Here is an 18883-nt window from a genome sequence, read left to right on the forward strand (position 1 = left end):
GAGAAGAAGATCACACACTGTCATCACTGTTCGGCCATCGACTGGCCCTGGCGCTTGGCCAGTTGCCACTCGCAACCGATAGCATCCCGGGAAAGCCGCCGTCCCCCGATCATTACGCGGCACCCTCCGCTACGAAGGTCACCCATGCCCCACAGCTCTTCCTCTGCACACCGCGACAGCCTCCTCGGCGTACGCCTCGCGCGCGGAGCATCGCCGTGGCTCCTCCCCACCGTCGCCACGGCGGCGGTCAGTCTCAGCAAGGCCCGCCGCTCCGGCCGCTGGGCGGCGCTGGCCGTGCCCGCCACCGCTCTCGCGGCGGGCATGCTGTGGTTCTTCCGCGACCCCGATCGTGAGATCGCCCCCGGCCGGGTCATCTCCCCGGCCGACGGTGTGGTGCAGAGCATCATGCCGTGGAAGGACGGACGAACCCGCGTCGCGATCTTCATGAGCCCGCTCAACGTCCACGTCAACCGCGCCCCGATGGCCGGCACGGTGACGTCGGTCGAGCACATCCCGGGTGGGTTCGTGCCGGCCTTCAACAAGGAGAGCGAGAACAACGAGCGGGTGGTCTGGCACTTCGACACCGAGCTCGGTGACATCGAGATGATCCAGATCGCCGGCGCCGTCGCCCGTCGCATCGTGCCGTACATCGACGCGGACACGAAGGTGGAGCAGGGTGACCGGATCGGCCTGATCCGCTTCGGCTCGCGTGTCGACGTCTACCTCCCGGAGGGCGTCGAGGTCGCGGTCGAGGTCGGCCAGGCCACCACGGCAGGAGTGACCCGCCTTGACCGTGATTGAGCCCGACACCCAGGCCGCCTGGGTTCCCGAGGCGGACACCGACGACACGGACGACATGCCGCTGTCCACCCGGCTGTCAATAGCGGACACCCTCACCCTGGGCAACGCGATCTGCGGCTTCATGGCGGTGTACTTCACCACCACCGGCGTCCTCATCCCCCACCTCACGGGGAACGAGGACGGCGGAATGGCCCGCCACAGCGCGGCCACCGCGGTGATACTGATGCTCCTCGCGTCGGTGTTCGACCTCTTCGACGGCCTCGTGGCCCGCAAGCTGCGCAGCTCGGCGATGGGTGCCGAGCTGGACAACCTGTCGGACCTGATCAGCTTCGGCCTCGCGCCCGCGTACTTCGTGGTCGTGTGGGGCATGGTCGCCGACGACGCCATGCAGCGGGTCTCGGCGGTCGCCGCGATCGTGGTGCTGCTGGCGGTCGTCCTGCGGCTGGCGCGCTTCTCGTGCGTACCGATGCGCGACGGCATCTTCCAGGGCATGCCGAGCCCCTTCGGGGCGCTCACGGTCGTCTCGATCGTGCTGCTGGAGCTGCCCTTCGTCCCGACGCTGCTGGCGATCATGGGTGTGGCGTGGCTGATGGTCAGCCGCGTGGAGTACCCGAAGCCGCGGGGTCCGCTGGCGGTGGCCATGCTCAGCTGGATCGTGCTCAGCATGGGTCTGCTGGCCGCCTGGGCCTTCGACGCCCCCGGCGGTGAGCTCCTCCTCCAGACGGGCTGCGCCCTCCAGGTCGTCCTGGGAGCGGTCATCCCGCTGTTCGCCACGGCCCGCCGGGTGAACACCTTCCGCGACAACCGCCGCGAGGCGCGGGAAGCGGCACAGATTCCGTAACGCGGCCGCGGGACGGCACCGGACAAAGGGCGTGGGCCCGGGCGATTTCGCCCGGGCCCACGCCCTTTGGCAGCCCGTCCGGCGCTTGAGGACAAGGCACAGCAGCCCGTCCGGCGCTTGAGGACACGCGGCGCGGCCGCGTCCGGGGCCGGGGCGGGGCCCCGGTATCAGCCGAGGAGATCCCGCCCGATCTCCTCGGCCAGGCGGCGCAGCAGCGAGCCCGCTTCCGTCACGCAACGCGCCGGGTCCGCCTCCAGGTCCGTCAGGGCGTACGCCCGGGCGATGCCCGCCTCGGCCAGGCGGCCCGGCGGCAGGGTCAGGCGGCCGCACACCGCCACCACCGGGACCCCGCGCGCCCCGGCCCGGCGGGCCACTCCCAGCGGTGCCTTGCCGTGCAGGGTCTGCTCGTCCAGCGACCCCTCCCCCGTGATCACCAGGTCCGCCCCGGCGACCGCCGCGTCGAACCCCAGCACGTCCAGCATCACCTCGATGCCGGGCCGGAAGGCCGCGCCCAGCCCGGCGAGGGCGCCGTAGCCCAGGCCGCCGGCCGCCCCGGCCCCGGGCGCGGACGCCAGCCGGCCGCCGTCCAGCAGCCGCGCCCAGTGCCCGAGGGCGGCGTCGAGCGCGGCGACGTCGGCGGGACCGGCGCCCTTCTGCGGCCCGTAGACGGCCGCCGCGCCGTGCGGCCCGGTCAGCGGGTTGGTGACGTCGCTCGCCAGCACGATCCGGGTCCGCGCGAGCCGCGCGTCCAGCCCGGAGAGGTCGGCCTCGGCGAGGCCGGCGAGGGCCCCGCCGCCGGGAGCCGGAGGGCGGCCCGCGGTGTCGCGGAGGCGGGCGCCCAGCGCGGTGAGCATCCCGGCCCCGCCGTCCGTGGTGGCGCTGCCGCCCACGCCCAGGACGACCGTGCGCGCGCCGGCGTCCAGCGCGGCCCGCAGCAGCTCGCCGGTGCCGTACGTGGTGGCGGTGAGCGGCGCGAAGGCGCCGCCCGGCAGCAGCCGCAGCCCCGAGGCCTCGGCCATCTCCACCACGGCGGTGCCGTCGCCGGCCCGCAGCGCGTACGCGGCGTCGACCGGCTCCCCCACCGGCCCCGTCACCCTCACCGCGCGCCGCGCGAACCCGGCGGCCAGGGCGGCCGCGACCGTGCCGTCGCCGCCGTCCGCCACGGGCAGCGCCACGACGGCCGTGTCCGGCACGGCGCGCCGCAGCCCGGCCGCCACGTGCCGGGCGACCTCGGCGGCCGTCAGGGAGCCCTTGAACTTGTCCGCGGCGATCAGTACGCGTCGCCCGCGGGTCGTCTCCGCCACCATGAGTCCCCTCGCTTCCCGGTCGCGCCGCGGTGACCCTACCCGGGGGACTGCGGTGCCGCCCATGCCCCGGCGGCGGCGTGCCACCCCGTCCGATCCGGGCGATCCCGGCCATAGTGGGGCGTCATGAGCACCGAGAGCACGGATGTGCGCGCCCCGGGGGACGAGCCGCCGGACCTCCCGCTGGTCGTCGTCGGCGGCGCCGCGGTCCTGGCGGTGGTGGCGTGGGCGGCCCTGGGCAAGCATTCGTTCGACCGGCTGTCGAGGACGGCCCTGGGCTGGGTGCTGTCCAATTTCGCCTGGCTCTTCGTGATCGCGGCGGACGCGTTCCTCGTGCTGAGCGTCGTGATCGCGGTCAGCCGGTTCGGCCGGATCCGGCTGGGCGCGGACGACTCCCGGCCGGAGTTCGGCGACCTGGCGTGGATCGCGATGATGTTCAGCGCCGGGATGGGCATCGGGCTGATGTTCTACGGGGTCGGGGAGCCGCTCCAGCACTTCGTGGTCCCGCCCCCGGGCAGCGGGGTGCCCTCGGGCACCCCGGCCGCCGCCCGTACGGCCCTGGAGTACTCCTTCTTCCACTGGACGCTGCACCCCTGGGCGATCTACGGCATGGCCGGCCTCGCGCTGGCCTACGCCGGCTTCCGCAAGGGCCGCGGCAACCGCCTCAGCTCGGCCTTCGTACCGCTGCTCGGCGCGGAGCGGGCGGCCGGCTGGCCGGGCCGGGCGATCGACCTGCTGGCGGTCTTCGCCACCGTCTTCGGCACGGCGACCAGCCTGGGCCTGGGTGCGCTCCAGGTGTCGAAGGGCCTGAACATCACGACCGGCGTCCAGGACTCGACCGCGCTGGAGCTGATCATCATCGCCTCGCTGTCGGCCGCGTTCGTGCTCTCGGCGTTCTCCGGGCTGCACAAGGGCGTCAAATGGCTGAGCACGCTCAACATCGCGCTGGCCGCCTGCCTGATGCTCTTCGTCTTCCTGCTGGGCCCGACGGTCTTCGTGCTCAACACGATCCCGGCGGCCACCGGCGGCTACCTCCACGACCTGATGGTCCTGGCCACCCGTACCGGGGCGTTCACCGACTCGGAGTGGCTGGGCGCCTGGACGATCTTCTACTGGGCGTGGTGGCTGTCCTGGGCGCCGTTCGTGGGCACGTTCATCGCCCGCATCTCGCACGGCCGGACGATCCGCGAGTTCCTCGTCGGCGTCCTGCTGGTGCCCAGCGGGGCGACGGTGGTGTGGTTCTGCGTGATGGGCGGCAGCGCCCTGCGGCTGGACATGACGGGCGCCGCCGACATGGCCGGGACGGTGAAGGAGGGCGCGGAGGCCTCGCTGTTCGCCCTGCTGGACACCCTGCCGCTGGCCACACTCACCTCGTGGATCGCGATGGCGCTGGTCATGACGTACTTCATCACCAGCGCGGACTCGGCGTCGCTGGTGATGGGGTCGCTCTCCAGCCGCGGCGCGCTGCACCCGCGCACCTGGCTGGTGGTGGTGTGGGGGGTGCTGATGGCGACGGTGGCGGCCGTCCTGCTGGTGGCGGGCGGCCTGAAGTCGTTGCAGTCGGCGACGATCCTGGTCGCGCTGCCCTTCGTGCTGGTGATGCTCGCCCTGTGCTGGGCGCTGCTGACGGAGCTGCGGACGGACCCGGGCGCCGGCCCGGCGCGGCACCACGCCCTCCACGGGCTGCGGGACGCGCTGCGCACGATGGTCGGCGAGGCGCTGACCGAGCAGGGCGGCCCGGTCCGGCATCCCCGGCTGCGCCGGGTGGCGGACAGCGCACGGGACCGGGGCGAGGGGCCTGACCAGCGCGACTGACCCCGTTTGACCTTGCCCCCGGGGGCAGGGTTTAGCCTCCCGCACAGGTGAGAGGGGGTTCCCGGGATGAGGATCGGCGAGGCCGCGCGACGGGCGGGGGCGACCGTGAAGGCGGTGCGCTACTACGAGTCGCTGGGGCTGATCACGCCGGGCCGGCTGGCCAACGGCTACCGCGACTACGGCGAGCACGACGTACGGCTCGTCGCCGAGATCCGGGCGCTGGCCCGGCTGGGCGTCCCCGCCGAGCGCACGCGCCCGTTCCTGGAGTGCCTCACGGCCGGCCGGGAGCACGCCGATGACTGCCCGGCCTCGCTGGCCGGCTACCGCGCGGCCGCCGACGAGCTGACGCGGCGCATCGACGAACTCACCACCCGCCGGGCGGTCCTCCTCGCGCGACTGCGCGAGGCCGCCCACCGCAACAGCGCCCACAGTGTCGTCCAGGGGGAACCGATGACCGACCACACCGTCCTGCCCGCCGGCCTGCCCGTCCCCGAGGACGACGGCGCCGCCGACCACCTGCCCGGGCTGCGCCTTCCGGCGCTCGCTCCGCCGGACACCTCGGGCGGGACGGTACGCCTCGACGGGCTGGGTGCCGGGCGCACCGTGCTCTACGTCTACCCGCTGACCGGGCGGCCGGACACGGACCTCCCCGAGGGCTGGGAGGCCATTCCGGGGGCCCGCGGCTGCACGGCCGAGGCCTGCGACTTCCGCGACCACCACCAGGAGCTGCGCGACGCGGGAGCGGCCCGGGTGTTCGGGCTGTCCGGCCAGGACACCGCGTACCAGCGGGAGGTCGTGGAGCGGCTGCGGCTGCCGTTCGCGATGCTGTCCGACCCGGAGCTGGAGCTGGCCGGGGCGCTGGGGCTGCCGACGTTCGAGGCCGGGGGGCGGACGCTGTTCTCGCGACTGACGATGATCGTCCGGGACGGGGCGGTCGAGCACGTCTTCTACCCGGTCTTCCCGCCGGACCGGCACGCCGGGCAGGTCCTGGACTGGCTGCGCGCGCATCCGGTGGCCGGATAGGTGCCTAGGGCCTGTCCGGCGGATCTTCGCGGGCTCCCGACGCTCCCCCAGCTACCGCTGGGGGTGCCCCCAGGCACGCACGCTCGCCGCGTTGTCGGGATCGCCCAAGTACGCCCGGTACGAGGGCGCCCCTCCGCCTTGCGATCTCCCCCAGCTACCGCTGGGAGGTGCCCCCAGCGCCGGACGCCGCTCGCTGATCCACGAAGATCCGCCGGACAGGCCCTAGAAGAGCCGTCCGTCGTCCTCGGTGCCCGGTACGCCCGCGCCCTCGAAGGCCAGCAGCCGGCGCTTGCGGTCGACGCCGCCGCCGTAGCCGGTCATGCTCCCGTTGGAGCCGATGACGCGGTGGCAGGGGACGATGATGCTGACGGGGTTCTTGCCGTTGGCGAGTCCGACGGCGCGGGAGGCGCTCGGGGAGCCGATGCGGGCCGCGAGCTCGCCGTAGGTGATCGTCTCGCCGAAGGGGATCCGGCAGAGCTCCTCCCAGACCCGCTGCTGGAAGGGCGTGCCCTCCAGGCGGAGCGGGACGTCGAACTCGGTCGACTCGCCCGCGAAGTAGGCCTCCAGCTGGCGGATCGTCTCGGGGAACGGCCCGTCCTCGGCTCCGGCCCGTTCGCCGAAGCTCTCCTCCTGCGGGCGGTGCCGCTGGCCGTCCATGTACAGGCCGCTCAGCACGCCCTCGGTGGCGACCAGGGTCAGCGGGCCGTAGGGGCTGTCGACGACGGTGTGCGTGCGGGGGGACTCGGTGCGCATGGTTCCAGGATGATGCCAGGGGGGCGGGCGGGGCTGGCGGGTTTCGGACATCATCCCCCGGCGCCCTCGCGCCAGACCCCGTCAGGCCCCGCGCAGCCGGCGCCACACCGCCTTCGCCGCGTGGTGGCCGCTCATGCCGTGCACTCCCGGGCCCGGCGGGGTGGCCGACGAGCAGAGGAAGACGGCCGGGTGCGCGGTGGCGTAGGGCACACGTGCCAGCTTGGGGCGGACGAGCAGGCGCAGGCCCGCGACCGAGCCGGTGGCGATGTCGCCGCCGACGTAGTTGGCGTTGCGCGCGGCGAGCTCGGGCGGACCCGCGGTGGCGCGGGCCAGGACGAGGTCGCGGAAGCCCGGCGCGAAGCGTTCGATCTGCCGCTCGATGACGTCGGTGGCGTCGCCCTCCCAGCCGTTGGGCACATGGCCGTACACCCAGAACGTGTGCTTGCCCTCGGGGGCCCGGGTGGGGTCCACGACGGCGGGCTGGGCGGTGATGAGGAAGGGCACGGACGGGTCGCGGCCGGCCGTCGCGGCGTCGAGGGCCGCGCCGATCTCCTCGAAGGTGGGGCCGACGTGGACCGTGCCGGCCCGGCGCGCGGGCTCGGCGGTCCAGGGCACCGGCCCGTCCAGCGCGTAGTCGATCTTGAAAACGGCGGGGCCGTAGCGAAACCGCTTGTACGCGTCGCCCAGGCCCGCGATGCGGGCGAGGGCGGTCGGCGAGGTGTCGAAGACGAAGGCGCGGGCGGGCGGCAGGTCGTCGAGGTGCTTGACCTCGAAGCCGGTGTGGATCGTGCCGCCCAGCTCGCGCAGGTACGAGGCGAGGGCGTCGGCGATGGCCTGCGAACCGCCGCGCGGGACGGGCCAGCCGCACTCATGGGCGGCGAGGGCGAACATCAGCGCCATGCCGCCGAGCCCGAAGCCGCCGAGGGGCGCGATGCCGTGCGCGGCCAGGCCGGCGAAGAGCCCGCGGGCCTTGGCGTCGCGGAAGCGGGTGCGCGCCAGCAGGTCCGCCGACTGGGCGGCGACCAGCCCGAAGCGCGCGTACGTGACCGGGTCGGCCGGCAGGCCGTCCCACTGGGTGCGCAGGAAGTCCGCGGCGAGCGTGTCCCACGTGCCGCGGAACGGCGCCACCAGCCGGCGGTAGGCGCCCGCGTCGCGCGGGCCGAGCGAGCACGCCGTCTCGCCGATCAGCCGGGAGAGGACCGCGGCCGTGCCGTCGGGGAACGGATGGGCCATCGGCAGGTCGGGGTGGAGCCACTCGAGGCCGTGCCGGTCCAGCGGCATCCCGGTGAACGCGGGCGAGCGCACCGCCAGCGGGTGCACCGCCGAGCAGGGGTCGTGCCGGAAGCCGGGGAGGGTCAGCTCCTCGGTGCGGGCACCGCCGCCCACGGCGTCGGCGGCCTCGAACACCTCCACCGACAGGCCGCGGCGGGCGAGTTCGACCGCGGCGGTCAGCCCGTTGGGCCCCGCTCCCACGACGACCGCGTCGAGCATGCCGGCCACCGGACCGTCTCCCCTCGTCAGGGTCACGACCCGGCGGACACCCCGTCAGGCCGGCCGGCGGACGCCAGCAGGTCCAGGATATGCCGCAGGGTCTTCCCGTCCCGAGCCGCGCTGAACGGCAGGGTGTTGCCGCCCTCCAGACGGAACGGCTCGTCCGCGACCGTCGCGCTCGCCCCGCCGGCCTCGGCGACCAGCAGCAGCCCCGCCGCGTGGTCCCACGGGTTCTCCCACGAAAATGCCAGCGCGTCGAGCGTGCCCTGCGCCACGCGCAGGTACTCCAGGCCCGCCGAGCCGCAGGGGCGCGGCACGACGCCTTCCGTCAGCAGCGTCGCCAGGACGCGCTTCTCCTCGTCGGTGGTGAAGTCGTAGTGGGATATCGCCACGGTCAGATCCCGCCCCGGGTCGGGCGAACCGGAGCGCAGCGGCACGCCGTTGAGGGTGGCCCCGGCGCCGCGGCGGGCCACGGCCAGCTGGTCCAGGGCGGGTGCGTACGTCCAGGAGGCGAGCGTCTCGCCGCGGTGCGCGAGGCTGACGAGGGTGGCGAAGCCGGGGTCGCCGTGCACGAACTGCCGGGTGCCGTCGACCGGGTCGACGATCCACACCGGGGCGTCGCCGGTGAGCGCCCGCAGGATGCCCGGGTCGGCGTGCACGGCCTCCTCGCCGACGACGACCGAACCGGGCAGCAGCGCGGTGAGCGAGGCCGTGAGGTGCTCCTCGGCACGCCGGTCGGCGACGGTCACCAGGTCGTGGGGGCCGTTCTTCTCGACGATCTCGTCCGCCGCGAGCTGCCGGAACCGGGGCAGGATCTCCGCCGCGGCCGCCTTGCGGACCGCCTCCTCGACCTCGTGGAGATCGCCCGCGAGGAATGTGCCGAGCGTGTGAACCGTGTGAACCATACGGACATCGAACCACGCGGCGCCGACATCCGGTGAGGGGCCGGTGGCGGGCAGCCGACGCCCCGGTGAACGACCGGTCCGCTCCTGCCCCTGCCCCTGCTCGCCGGGCCCCTGCTCACCGACCGACCGCGTACCCCTGCATGCCGCGCGGATTGGCCGCCGCCGACAGCACCCCCGTCTCCGGGTCGCGCGCCACCGCGCACAGCCGCCCCTCCGACCACGGCCCGCCGACCGTCACGTCGTGCCCGCGGCGGCGCAGCTCGGCGATGGTCCGCTCGCCGATACGGGACTCGACGGTGACGCTGCCGGGGTACGCGGTGCGCGGGTGGAAGGAGCTGGGGAAGGCGTCCTGGTGCCAGTTGGGCGCGTCGATCGCGCCCTGGAGATCGAGGCCGCCGCGTACGGGCGGGCGCAGCGCGGTGGCGAGGAGGAAATGGAACTGCCACTGGTCCTGCTGGTCACCGCCGGGGGTGCCGAAGGCGAGGACGGGCTCGCCGCCGCGCAGGGCGAGGGAGGGCGACAAGGTGGTGCGGGGGCGGCGACCGGGAGTGAGGGAGTTGGGCAGGCCCGGCTCCAGCCAGGTCATCTGCAGGCGGGTGCCGAGGGGGAAGCCGAGCTCGGGGACGACGGGGTTGGACTGCAACCAGCCGCCGCTGGGGGTCGCGGAGATCATGTTGCCCCAGCGGTCGACGACGTCGAGGTGGCAGGTGTCGCCCCGGGTGGCACCGTTCGCGGCGACGGTCGGCTCGCCGCCACCCGGCACGGCCGGGCCGGCGGCCCCGCCCACCGGGTACCGGGCCAGGCGCGGCGCGCGCCCGCCCGGGCTGCCGGGGCGCAGCTCGTACGAGGCGGTGCCGTCGATCAGCGTGCGGCGGGCGGTGTTGTAGCCGTCGGACAGCAGGGTGCGCAGCGGCACGTCCGGGCCGGCGTCGCCGTACCAGGCCTCGCGGTCGGCCATGGCCAGCTTGCCGCCCTCGACGAGGAGGTGGACGTACTCGGGCGACCCGTACGCGGGCAGCTCGGCCGGCAGCAGGGCGAGCTGCTGTGCCAGGACCGGGCCCTGCGACCAGGGGCCCGCCTTGCAGACGGTCCAGCCGTTCCAGTCGTGGGTGACGGGGTCCTCGTAGTGGGCCCGGTGGCGGGCGAGGTCGTCGGCGGTGAGGGTGCCGGTGTGGCGTTCGCCGGAGGTGTCGAGGGTGGGGCGGGCGGCGGCGCGGACGAGGGCCTCGGCGACGAAGCCCTCGCGCCAGACGCGGCGGGCGGCGTCGATGCGCGCCTCACGGGTGCGGCCGCCGCGTTCGGCCTCGGCGAGCAGGCGGCGCCAGGTGGCGGCGAGGGCCGGGTTGCGCAGCAGCCCGCCCGGCGCCATGGGCCGTCCTCCGGGCAGGTACAGCGCGGCGGAAGCCGCCCATTCCGGCTCGGTCGCGAACAGTTCGCGCACGGACAGCACGGTCTCGGTGACCTGCTCGACGGGGACGTGCCCACGCTCGGCACAGCCGATGGCGTGGTCGAGGACGTCGGCGAGCGGGCGGGTGCCGTGGTCGCGCAGGAGCAGCATCCAGGCGTCGAACGCGCCGGGCACGGTGGCGGCCAGCGGGCCGGTGCCGGGGACGAGGTCGAGGCCGAGAGAGGTGTAGTGGCCGACGCTCGCGCCCGCGGGCGCCGGGCCCTGGCCGCACAGCACCCGCACCGGACCCCCGGCGGGGGCGATCAGGGCGGGCACCTCTCCGGCGGGGCCGTTCATGTGCGGCTCGACGACGTGGAGGACGAAGGCGGCGGCCACGGCCGCGTCGAAGGCGTTGCCGCCGCGCTCCAGTACGGCCATGCCGGACTGCGAGGCGAGCCAGTGGGTGGTGGACACCATGCCGAAGGTGCCCCGGAGGGTGGGCCGCGTCGTGAACGCCATGGCACCCAAGCAAGGCAGAGGTGCCCCCGCCGGCGCAACACCGCGTGGCCCGAGGGGGCGGGGTTACGGTGGACCCTGCCGCCGGCCGGGTGGGCCGGCGCGGGAACGGAAGCTGGAGGGTGCGCCGTGCACGGTGAGTACAAGGTGCCGGGCGGCAAGCTCGTCGTCGTCGACCTGGAGGTCGCGGACGGGGTGCTGCGCGACGTACGTGTGGCCGGGGACTTCTTCCTGGAGCCCGACGAGGCGCTCCTCGACATCAACCGGGCACTGGAGGGCGCGCCCGCCGACACCCCGGCGCCGAGCCTGGCGTCCCGGATCGACGCGGCCCTGCCCGCGGACGCCGTCCTCTTCGGCTTCACCTCCGAGGCCGTGGGCATCGCCGTCCGCCGGGCCCTGGCGAACGCCACCGACTGGTCCGACTACGACTTCGAGCTCATCCACGACGGGCCGCAGTCGCCCGCCCTCCACATGGCCCTCGACGAGGTGCTGACGGCCGAGGTCGCCGCCGGGCGGCGGGCGCCGACGCTGCGGGTGTGGGAGTGGGGCGCGCCCGCCGTGGTCATCGGCAGCTTCCAGTCGCTGCGCAACGAGGTGGACCCCGAGGGCGCCGCCCGGCACGGCATGACGGTGGTGCGCCGGATCAGCGGCGGCGGTGCCATGTACATCGAACCGGGCAACACCATCACCTACTCGCTGTCGGTGCCCGACGCCCTGGTGCAGGGCCTGTCCTTCGCCGACAGCTACGCCTACCTGGACGACTGGGTGCTGGGCGCGCTGGAGGGCATGGGCGTCAAGGCGTGGTACCAGCCGCTGAACGACATCGCCACCGAGCACGGCAAGATCGCGGGCGCGGCGCAGAAGCGGCTGGTGGGCACGGCCGGGGCCGTGCTGCACCACGTGACGATGGCCTACGACATCGACGCGGACAAGATGCTCGACGTGCTGCGCATCGGCCGGGAGAAGCTGTCCGACAAGGGCACCACGAGCGCGAAGAAGCGGGTGGACCCGCTGCGCCGGCAGACCGGGCTGCCGCGCGCGGCGGTCATCGAGCGGATGATCGAGTCCTTCCGCGGGCGGTACGGGCTGCGGGAGGGCGCGATCACGCCGGAGGAGATGGCGCGGGCCGAGGAACTGGCCACGACCAAGTTCTCGTCGGCGGAGTGGACGGCCCGCGTGCCGTAGGGGACTCGGGAGGCGGCCGCGGGGGCGTCAGCCCAGCGCGGGGATGAGGTGCTTCCCGTAAGCGTCGATGGTGGCCTCCTTCGCGTCGTGCATCGCGTAGACCGCGAACTGGTCCACGCCCAGGTCGCGGAGGCGCTCCAGGCGTTCGCGGTGCGCCTCCACCGGCCCCAGCAGGCAGAACCGGTCGACGATCTCGTCCGGCACGAAGTCGGTCGAGGGATTGCCCGCCTTGCCGTGGTGGCTGTAGTCGTAGCCGGAGCGGCGCTCGATGTAGGCGGTGAGGGCCTCGGGCACCGCCCCGGAGTGGGCGCCGTAGCGTGCGACGAGGTCGGCCACGTGGTTGCCGACCATGCCGCCGAACCAGCGGCACTGTTCCCGGGCGTGGTCGAGGTCGTCGCCGACGTAGGCGGGGGCGGCCACACAGATCGTGACGGACGCGGGGTCGCGGCCGGCCGCGGTGGCCGCGTCGCGCACCGCCTTGATCATCCACTCCGTCAGATAGGGGTCGGCGAGCTGGAGGATGAAGCCGTCGGCCTCCCGGCCGGCGAGGGCCAGCGCCTTCGGCCCGTAGGCGGCCATCCAGACGGGCAACCGGCCCTCCCGCACCCAGGGCAGGCGCAGCGCCGTACCCTCTATGTCCGTCTCGCGGCCCTCCGCCAGATCGCGGATGATCCGCATCGCCTCGCTCAGCGTGGCCAGGGTGTTGGGCTTGCGGCCGGCCACCCGCATCGCCGAGTCGCCGCGCCCGATGCCGCACACCGTGCGGTTGCCGTACATGTCGTTGAGCGTGGCGAAGGTGGAGGCGGTGACCTCCGGGCTGCGGGTGGAGGGGTTGGTGACCATGGGGCCGACGACGAGGCGTTCGGTGTGGTCCAGGATGCGGCTGTGGATGACGAAGGGCTCCTGCCACAGCACGGCGGAATCGAAGGTCCAGCCGTAGCGGAAGCCGGCCCGCTCGGCGCGGCGCATGAGCTCGACGACGGCGGAGGCGGGCGGGTCGGTCTGGAGGACGAGGCCGAAGTCCACGGTGCGGAGTACTCCTTGCGTGCGGGTCAGGTGAGGTACTGGCAGGTGGTGCGGGGCACGAAGCGGCCGTGCCCGGGCCTGCCGGTGTAGCGGCGGGCGTCGATGACGACCTCGCCGCGCGAGAGGACGGTCTCGACCCGTCCGGTGACGCGCCGGCCCTCGTAGGCCGAGTAGTCGACGTTCATGTGGTGGGTCTCGGCGGAGAGGACCTGCTGGGCGTGGGGGTCGTAGACGACGATGTCGGCGTCGGCGCCGGGGGCGATGGTGCCCTTGTGCGGGGCGAGGCCGAACATGCGCGCCGGCGCGGCGCAGGCGATCTCGATCCAGCGGCGGCGGCTGATGCGGCCGTCGACGACGGCCTGGTGGAGAAGGTCCATCCGGTTCTCCACGCCGGGCAGGCCGTTGGGGATCTTCGAGAAGTCGCCGCGGCCCAGCTCCTTCTGGCCGGAGAAGCAGAAGGGGCAGTGGTCGGTGGAGACGACCTGGAGGTCGTCGGTGCGCAGCCCGCGCCAGAGCGCGGCCTGGTGCTCGCGGGGGCGCAGCGGTGTGGAGCAGACGTACTTGGCGCCCTCGAAGCCGGGCTCGGCCAGATTGTCGGTGGACAGGAAGAGATACTGCGGGCAGGTCTCGCCGAAGACGGGCAGGCCCTTGTCACGGGCCCGGACCAGCTCGGCCACGGCCTCCTCGGCGGAGACGTGCACGACGTAGAGGGGGCTGCCGGCGACGCTCGCGAGCTGGATCGCCCGGTGGGTGGCCTCGGCCTCCAGCAGCGCCCTGCGGACCTCGCCGTGGTAGCGGGGGTCGGTCTTCCCGGCGGCCAGGGCCTGTTCGACCAGGACGTCGATGGCGATGCCGTTCTCGGCGTGCATCATGATCAGCCCGCCGTTGCCGGCGGCCCGCTGCATGGCCCGCAGGATCTGCCCGTCGTCGCTGTAGAACACGCCGGGGTAGGCCATGAACAGCTTGAAGGACGTCACCCCCTCCCCCACCAGGAGGTCCATCTCCTTGAGCGTGCCGTCGTTCACATCGGAGAGGATCATGTGGAAGGCGTAGTCGACGGCGCAGACGCCGTCGGCCTTGGCGTGCCAGGCGTCCAGGCCCTCGCGCAGCGCCTGTCCCCGCGACTGGACGGCGAAGTCGACGACGGTGGTGGTGCCGCCCCAGGCGGCGGCGCGGGTGCCGGTCTCGAAGGTGTCGGAGGAGGAGGTGCCGCCGAAGGGGAGCTCGAAGTGGGTGTGGGCGTCGACGCCTCCCGGGATGACGTACTTGCCCGTCGCGTCGATCGTCCGCTCGGCGCTCCAGCCGCGGGCGTACGCGCTGCCGGGCGCGGCCAGCGCGGCGACCTTCTCCCCCTCGACGAGGACGTCGGCGTGGATCTCGTCGGAGGCGGTGACGACCAGGCCGCCGCTGATGATCGTTCTGGTCATGACCGGCTCCTTCCGGCGGTGAGGTCTCCCGCCTCGCGCAGCGCGTGTTCCAGGGCGGCGGCGCCCTCCTCCGCCTCGGCGACGGTGAGGGACAGGGGCGGGGCGATGCGCAGGACGTTGGCCTCGCGGCCGCCCTTGCCGATCAGCAGGCCGTGCTCGCGGGCGTGTTCGAGGGCGGCGGAGGCGGCGCGGGCGGAGGGCGATCCGTCGGGCTCGACGAGCTCGACACCGATCATCAGCCCGCGGCCGCGGACCTCGCGGACGACGGGCAGCCCGGCGGCGATGGCGCGCAGCCGCTCGATCAGCAGACCGCCGACGCGGCGGGCGTTGCCCTGGAGGTCGTGCTCGAGGAGGTGGGTGAGGTTGGCGAGCCCGGCGGCCATGGTGACGGGGCTGCCGCCGAAGGTGGAGATGGAGTTGGCCCCGAGGCAGTTCATCACCTCCGCGCGGGCCACGACCCCGCCGACGGACATGCCGTTGGCGATGCCCTTGGCGAAGGTCAGCACGTCCGGCGGGCCGGCCGCGGCGTGCGCCTGCCAGCCCCAGAAGTGGTCGCCGGTGCGGCCCCAGCCGGTCTGCACCTCGTCGCTGATCCACAGGATGCCGTGCCGGGCGAGGACCTCGCGGAAGGCGGCGTAGAGGCCGTCGGGCGGCGCGGTGAACCCGCCGACGCCCTGCACCGGTTCGGCGATGAGCGCGGCGACGGTGCCGTGGGCCTGGCCGAGCGTGTCCTCCAGGTCGGCGACGCAGGCCCGGATGAACTCCTCGTCGCCCAGGTGGGCGTAGGGGCCGCGGGTGCGGACGGCGCCGTGGACGTAGAGGGTCTGGAGCGGCGAGAGGCTCGTGGGCGACCAGGAGGAGTTGCCGGTGACGGCGACGGAGGAGAAGGAGCGGCCGTGGTAGCTGTTGCGCATGGCCAGGACCTGGTTGGAGCGGCGGTACGTGGTGGCCAGCAGCAGGGCGGCGTCGTTGGCCTCGGTGCCGGAGGTGGTGAAGAAGACCCGGGCGTCGGGGATGCCGGACAGGGCGGCCACGCGCTCGGCCAGCTCCACCATGTGCCGGTCGAGGTAGAGGGTGGAGGTGTGGAGGACGCGCCCGGCCTGATCGCTCACGGCCTTGGTGACCTCGGGCAGGGCGTGGGCGGTCATCGTGGTGAGGATGCCGCCGAAGAAGTCCAGGTAGCGCCGGCCGGCGGCGTCCCACACGTACCGCCCCTCGCCGTGGGTGAGCTCCAGCGGCTCGGCGTAGTAGAGGGCGAGCCAGTCGGGCATGACGGCCCGGTGGCGGGCGCGCAGGGAGGACGGCGGCGTGCTCACGGCCGGACCAGCCCGTCGTACGCGTCGGGCCTGCGGTCGCGGTAGAACGCCCACTGCCGGCGGACGTCGTCGATGAGGCCGAAGTCCAGGTCGCGCACGATCAGTTCCTCCTCGGAGTCGCTGGCCGGGTCCCCCACGAACTGGCCGCGCGGGTCGACGAAGTAGGAGGTGCCGTAGAAGTCGTCGTCGCCGTACTCCTCCCGGCCGACGCGGTTGATGGCGGCGACGAAGTACTCGTTGGCGACGGCGGCGGCCGGCTGCTCCAGCTTCCACAGGTGGGAGGAGAGGCCGCGCGAGGTGGCGGAGGGGTTGTAGACCAGCTGGGCCCCGGCCAGGCCGAGGGCCCGCCAGCCCTCCGGGAAGTGGCGGTCGTAGCAGATGTTGACGCCGATCCTGCCCACGGCGGTGTCGAAGACGGGCCAGCCCAGATTGCCGGGCTTGAAGTAGTACTTCTCCCAGAAGCCTCTGACCTGCGGGATGTGGTGCTTGCGGTACTTGCCGAGATAGCTGCCGTCGGCGTCGATGACCGCGGCGGTGTTGTAGTAGAAACCGGACTGCTCGACCTCGAAGACGGGGACCACGATCACCATGCCGGTCTCGCGGGCCAGGTCGCGCATCCGGCGGACGGTCGGGCCGTCGGGCACCGGCTCGGCCCAGCGGAAGTGCTCGTCCTCCTGCACCTGGCAGAAGTAGGGGGCGTTGAACACCTCCTGGAAGCCGATCACTTTCGCGCCCCGCGCGGCGGCCGCGCGGGCGTGCTCCTCGTGCTTGGCGACCATCGACTCCGTGTCACCGGTCCACGTCGCCTGGACCAGTGCGGCGCGTACGACATTGGCCATGAGCTGCTCCTCTGCCGGGGCGTGAAGCGAGGCGGGGACCCGAAGATCCGCGTGTGCATGCGACCGTAGGACCCGTCACTCCCCGTGGCAAGACCATCGCGCTTCCTGTGGAAAACCCGTACGCCGCCCCATCCGGGCGGCGTACGGGTCCGGCGTGCGCGCGGCGTGCGTCAGCGCACCGGGGGCTTCCCGGCCGGGCGCACCACCATCGCCGAACCACCGCCGCGCCGGGTCTTCTCGGCGGCGGCCACCCAGCGGCCGTCCGGCAGCCGCTGGACACCGGTCGCCGCGCCGATCTCCGGGTTCGCCTTGAAGACGTGGCCCTTGGCCTCCAGCCGGCCGCGCAGCGCGCTGTCCCACAGCCCGGGCTCCAGCTCCGTGGCCGCGGCGTTGCGCTGGCTGGCGCGCGGCGCGGCGATCGCCTCGACGAGCGGCATCCCCCGGTCGACGTGGTTGAGCAGCGTCTGGAGCACCGTGGTGATGATCGTCGCGCCGCCGGGCGAGCCGAGCGCGAACGCGGGCCGGCCGTGGTCGAGGACGATCGTCGGCGACAGCGAGGAGCGCGGGCGCTTGCCGGGCCCGGGCAGGTTGGGGTCGTGGACGCCGGGGCTGACGGGCGTGAAGGAGAAGTCGGTCAGCTCGTTGTTGAGCAGGAAGCCGCGGCCGGGAACGGTGATGCCGCTGCCGCCGGTCTGCTCGATGGTGAGGGTGTACGAGACGACGTTCCCCCACTTGTCGGCGACCGTCAGGTGCGAGGTGTGCTCGCCCTCGTACGGGGTCGGAGCGGGCGTGCCGCGCCGGGCGCAGGCCTCCTCCGGGTGGCGCGGGTCGCCGGGCGGCAGCGGACTGGTGAGCACCTTGTCGTCCTTGACGAGGCAGGCGCGCGCGTCGGCGAAGCGCTGCGAGGTGAGCCCGGCGACCGGCACCTTCTCGAACGCCGGGTCGCCGACCCAGCGGTTGCGGTCCGCGAAGGCGATCCGGGACGCCTCGATGTAGCGGTGGAGGTAGGTGGTGGCGTCGAGCCGCCTGAGGTCGGAGTTCTCCAGGATGTTGAGCGCCTCGCCGACCGTCGTGCCGCCGGACGAGGAGGGAGCGATGCTGTAGACGTCGAGGCCGCGGTAGGACACCCGGGTCGGGTCCTGGACCCGCGCCGCGTACGCCCGCAGGTCCTTCTCCGTCAGGTCGCCGGGGCGGGCGACGCGCCGCGAGGCGGGGTCGACGGGGGGCTTGCGGACGGTCCGCACGATGTCGCTGCCGACCGCGCCCCGGTAGACCGCGCCCACGCCCTCGCGGCCGAGGAGCTCGTAGGTGCGGGCCAGGTCGGGGTTCCTGAGCGTCGAACCGACGACGGGCGGCTTCCCGCCGGGCAGGAAGAGCTTCGCGGTGGCGGGGAAGTCCTTGAAACGCGCCTCGTTGTCGGCGGTCTGCCGGCGGAACGTCTCGTCGACGGTGAACCCGTCCCGGGCCAGCCGCCGCGCCGGCCGCAGCACGTCGGCCAGCGAACGGCTGCCCCAGGTGCGCAGCGCCGTGTCCCAGGTGGCGGGGGTGCCGGGAGTGCCGACGCTCAGGCCGCTGGTGACCGCGTCGGCGAACGGCAGGGGCCTGCCCTTCTCCAGGAAGAGGTCGCGGCCGGCGCTGAGCGGGGCCCTCTCCCGGCCGTCGATGGTGGAGACCTCACCCGAACGGGCGTCGTAGTGGACGAAGTAGCCGCCCCCGCCGATGCCGGCCGAGTAGGGCTCGGTGACCCCCAGGGCGGCGGCCGTGGCCACCGCCGCGTCGACGGCGTTGCCGCCCTTGCGCAGCACCTCGATGCCGGCGGCGGTGGCATCGGGATCGACGCTGGCCACGGCGCCGCCGTAGCCGACCGCCACCGGGGTCTTGCCGGGGGCGCGGGCAGCGGCGGCGGGCGTTGCCGTCGCCCCGGCGAGGAGCGCGGCCACGGCCGCGAGGACGGGCAGGCTCCGGCGGGTGTTCGGTCTGGCGAGGGCCATGACTGCCTCCGTGACGGACGAACGGGCCCCGGAGCCTACCGCCGGAGCGGGCCTGCCGACAGGGCATCGCCCAAGCCGGGCGGGCCCGTTGGGCCCGTTGGACCGGTGGGGGGCCGTCGGGGCTACGCGGCGCCGGGCGCCGACGGCGGGCGGGCGTTCCGCCCCTCGGAACACCGCCAGGGGACAGCCGCCGGCCGTCACGCCGACGGGACGGACGTCGTCCGACGACCGCCGGACCGCGCCGGGGGCGAGGTTCGGGGGGC

General features: G+C 74.0%; 15 protein-coding genes. 5 read left to right on the forward strand and 10 right to left on the reverse strand.

Features of this window, described 5'->3' with window-relative positions:
- Positions 1-144 precede the first annotated feature (144 nt).
- On the forward strand, positions 145-801 hold the full coding sequence (locus AC07BS_RS20010; RefSeq protein ID WP_478640293.1) for a phosphatidylserine decarboxylase: 657 nt from the start codon (positions 145-147) through the stop codon (positions 799-801).
- On the forward strand, positions 788-1642 hold the full coding sequence (pssA, locus tag AC07BS_RS20015; protein WP_478640295.1) for a CDP-diacylglycerol--serine O-phosphatidyltransferase: 855 nt from the start codon (positions 788-790) through the stop codon (positions 1640-1642). Before AC07BS_RS20010 ends, pssA begins: the two co-directional genes overlap by 14 nt.
- 167 nt (positions 1643-1809) lie before the next feature.
- Here pssA and AC07BS_RS20020 read toward each other — a convergent pair whose 3' ends face one another.
- A complete protein-coding gene (locus AC07BS_RS20020; RefSeq protein WP_478933492.1) occupies positions 1810-2949 on the reverse strand; it encodes a glycerate kinase in 1140 nt (379 codons plus the stop codon).
- 123 nt (positions 2950-3072) lie between these two features.
- Here AC07BS_RS20020 and AC07BS_RS20025 point away from each other — a divergent pair, with 123 nt between their 5' ends.
- Both AC07BS_RS20025 and AC07BS_RS20030 read left to right on the forward strand, forming a co-directional pair.
- Positions 3073-4761 carry a BCCT family transporter gene (locus AC07BS_RS20025; RefSeq protein WP_478933494.1) on the forward strand — a complete coding sequence of 563 codons (1689 nt, stop codon included), beginning with the start codon at positions 3073-3075 and terminating at the stop codon, positions 4759-4761.
- Positions 4762-4827: 66 nt separating this feature from the next.
- The gene (locus AC07BS_RS20030) at positions 4828-5784 is read left to right on the forward strand and encodes a MerR family transcriptional regulator (protein WP_478933496.1); all 957 of its coding nucleotides are present in this window, start codon (positions 4828-4830) and stop codon (positions 5782-5784) included.
- A 222-nt stretch (positions 5785-6006) separates the two neighbouring features.
- Here the strand turns inward: AC07BS_RS20030 and AC07BS_RS20035 are convergent, their stop codons facing one another.
- From AC07BS_RS20035 to AC07BS_RS20050, 4 genes are all read right to left on the reverse strand, one after another.
- On the reverse strand, positions 6007-6537 hold the full coding sequence (locus AC07BS_RS20035; protein ID WP_478640307.1) for a methylated-DNA--[protein]-cysteine S-methyltransferase: 531 nt from the start codon (positions 6535-6537) through the stop codon (positions 6007-6009).
- Between the two features lie 81 nt (positions 6538-6618).
- On the reverse strand, positions 6619-8028 hold the full coding sequence (locus tag AC07BS_RS20040) for a phytoene desaturase family protein (protein ID WP_478641082.1): 1410 nt from the start codon (positions 8026-8028) through the stop codon (positions 6619-6621).
- Between the two features lie 32 nt (positions 8029-8060).
- A complete protein-coding gene (locus AC07BS_RS20045) occupies positions 8061-8933 on the reverse strand; it encodes an inositol monophosphatase family protein (protein WP_478933498.1) in 873 nt (290 codons plus the stop codon).
- A gap of 115 nt (positions 8934-9048) precedes the next feature.
- A complete protein-coding gene (locus AC07BS_RS20050) occupies positions 9049-10839 on the reverse strand; it encodes a gamma-glutamyltransferase family protein (protein ID WP_478933500.1) in 1791 nt (596 codons plus the stop codon).
- Positions 10840-10965: 126 nt separating this feature from the next.
- Between AC07BS_RS20050 and AC07BS_RS20055 the strand changes: the two genes are divergently transcribed.
- The gene (locus AC07BS_RS20055; RefSeq protein ID WP_478933502.1) at positions 10966-12021 is read left to right on the forward strand and encodes a lipoate--protein ligase family protein; all 1056 of its coding nucleotides are present in this window, start codon (positions 10966-10968) and stop codon (positions 12019-12021) included.
- A 27-nt stretch (positions 12022-12048) separates the two neighbouring features.
- On the opposite strand, the gene AC07BS_RS20060 is transcribed toward AC07BS_RS20055, so the two are convergent.
- The 5 genes from AC07BS_RS20060 to ggt form a co-directional block, all read right to left on the reverse strand.
- On the reverse strand, positions 12049-13047 hold the full coding sequence (locus AC07BS_RS20060) for a TIGR03842 family LLM class F420-dependent oxidoreductase (protein WP_478640317.1): 999 nt from the start codon (positions 13045-13047) through the stop codon (positions 12049-12051).
- A gap of 26 nt (positions 13048-13073) precedes the next feature.
- Positions 13074-14474: a dihydropyrimidinase gene (gene hydA, locus AC07BS_RS20065; protein ID WP_478640319.1), complete on the reverse strand. Its 1401-nt coding sequence runs from the start codon at positions 14472-14474 to the stop codon at positions 13074-13076.
- Positions 14471-15745: an aspartate aminotransferase family protein gene (locus AC07BS_RS20070; protein WP_478641083.1), complete on the reverse strand. Its 1275-nt coding sequence runs from the start codon at positions 15743-15745 to the stop codon at positions 14471-14473. The genes hydA and AC07BS_RS20070 overlap by 4 nt, the downstream gene beginning before the upstream one ends.
- Before the next feature lie 41 nt (positions 15746-15786).
- Entirely contained in the window at positions 15787-16629 is an 843-nt protein-coding gene (locus AC07BS_RS20075) for a nitrilase-related carbon-nitrogen hydrolase (RefSeq protein WP_478640322.1), read from the reverse strand.
- A gap of 170 nt (positions 16630-16799) precedes the next feature.
- Positions 16800-18620: a gamma-glutamyltransferase gene (ggt, locus tag AC07BS_RS20080; RefSeq protein WP_478640325.1), complete on the reverse strand. Its 1821-nt coding sequence runs from the start codon at positions 18618-18620 to the stop codon at positions 16800-16802.
- Between the last annotated feature and the right edge of the window lie 263 nt (positions 18621-18883).

This window comes from Streptomyces sp. NPDC044063 (assembly GCF_056434285.1).

Coding starts and splice junctions, on each gene's coding strand:
- AC07BS_RS20030 (WP_478933496.1), top strand. CDS start 4,828: ATGAGGATCGGCGAGGCCGCGCGACGGGCGGGGGCGACCGTGAAGGCG.
- AC07BS_RS20045 (WP_478933498.1), bottom strand. CDS start 8,933: ATGGTTCACACGGTTCACACGCTCGGCACATTCCTCGCGGGCGATCTC.
- AC07BS_RS20070 (WP_478641083.1), bottom strand. CDS start 15,745: ATGCCCGACTGGCTCGCCCTCTACTACGCCGAGCCGCTGGAGCTCACC.
- ggt (WP_478640325.1), bottom strand. CDS start 18,620: ATGGCCCTCGCCAGACCGAACACCCGCCGGAGCCTGCCCGTCCTCGCG.
- hydA (WP_478640319.1), bottom strand. CDS start 14,474: ATGACCAGAACGATCATCAGCGGCGGCCTGGTCGTCACCGCCTCCGAC.
- AC07BS_RS20050 (WP_478933500.1), bottom strand. CDS start 10,839: ATGGCGTTCACGACGCGGCCCACCCTCCGGGGCACCTTCGGCATGGTG.
- AC07BS_RS20020 (WP_478933492.1), bottom strand. CDS start 2,949: ATGGTGGCGGAGACGACCCGCGGGCGACGCGTACTGATCGCCGCGGAC.
- AC07BS_RS20040 (WP_478641082.1), bottom strand. CDS start 8,028: ATGCTCGACGCGGTCGTCGTGGGAGCGGGGCCCAACGGGCTGACCGCC.
- AC07BS_RS20035 (WP_478640307.1), bottom strand. CDS start 6,537: ATGCGCACCGAGTCCCCCCGCACGCACACCGTCGTCGACAGCCCCTAC.
- AC07BS_RS20025 (WP_478933494.1), top strand. CDS start 3,073: ATGAGCACCGAGAGCACGGATGTGCGCGCCCCGGGGGACGAGCCGCCG.
- AC07BS_RS20075 (WP_478640322.1), bottom strand. CDS start 16,629: ATGGCCAATGTCGTACGCGCCGCACTGGTCCAGGCGACGTGGACCGGT.
- AC07BS_RS20010 (WP_478640293.1), top strand. CDS start 145: ATGCCCCACAGCTCTTCCTCTGCACACCGCGACAGCCTCCTCGGCGTA.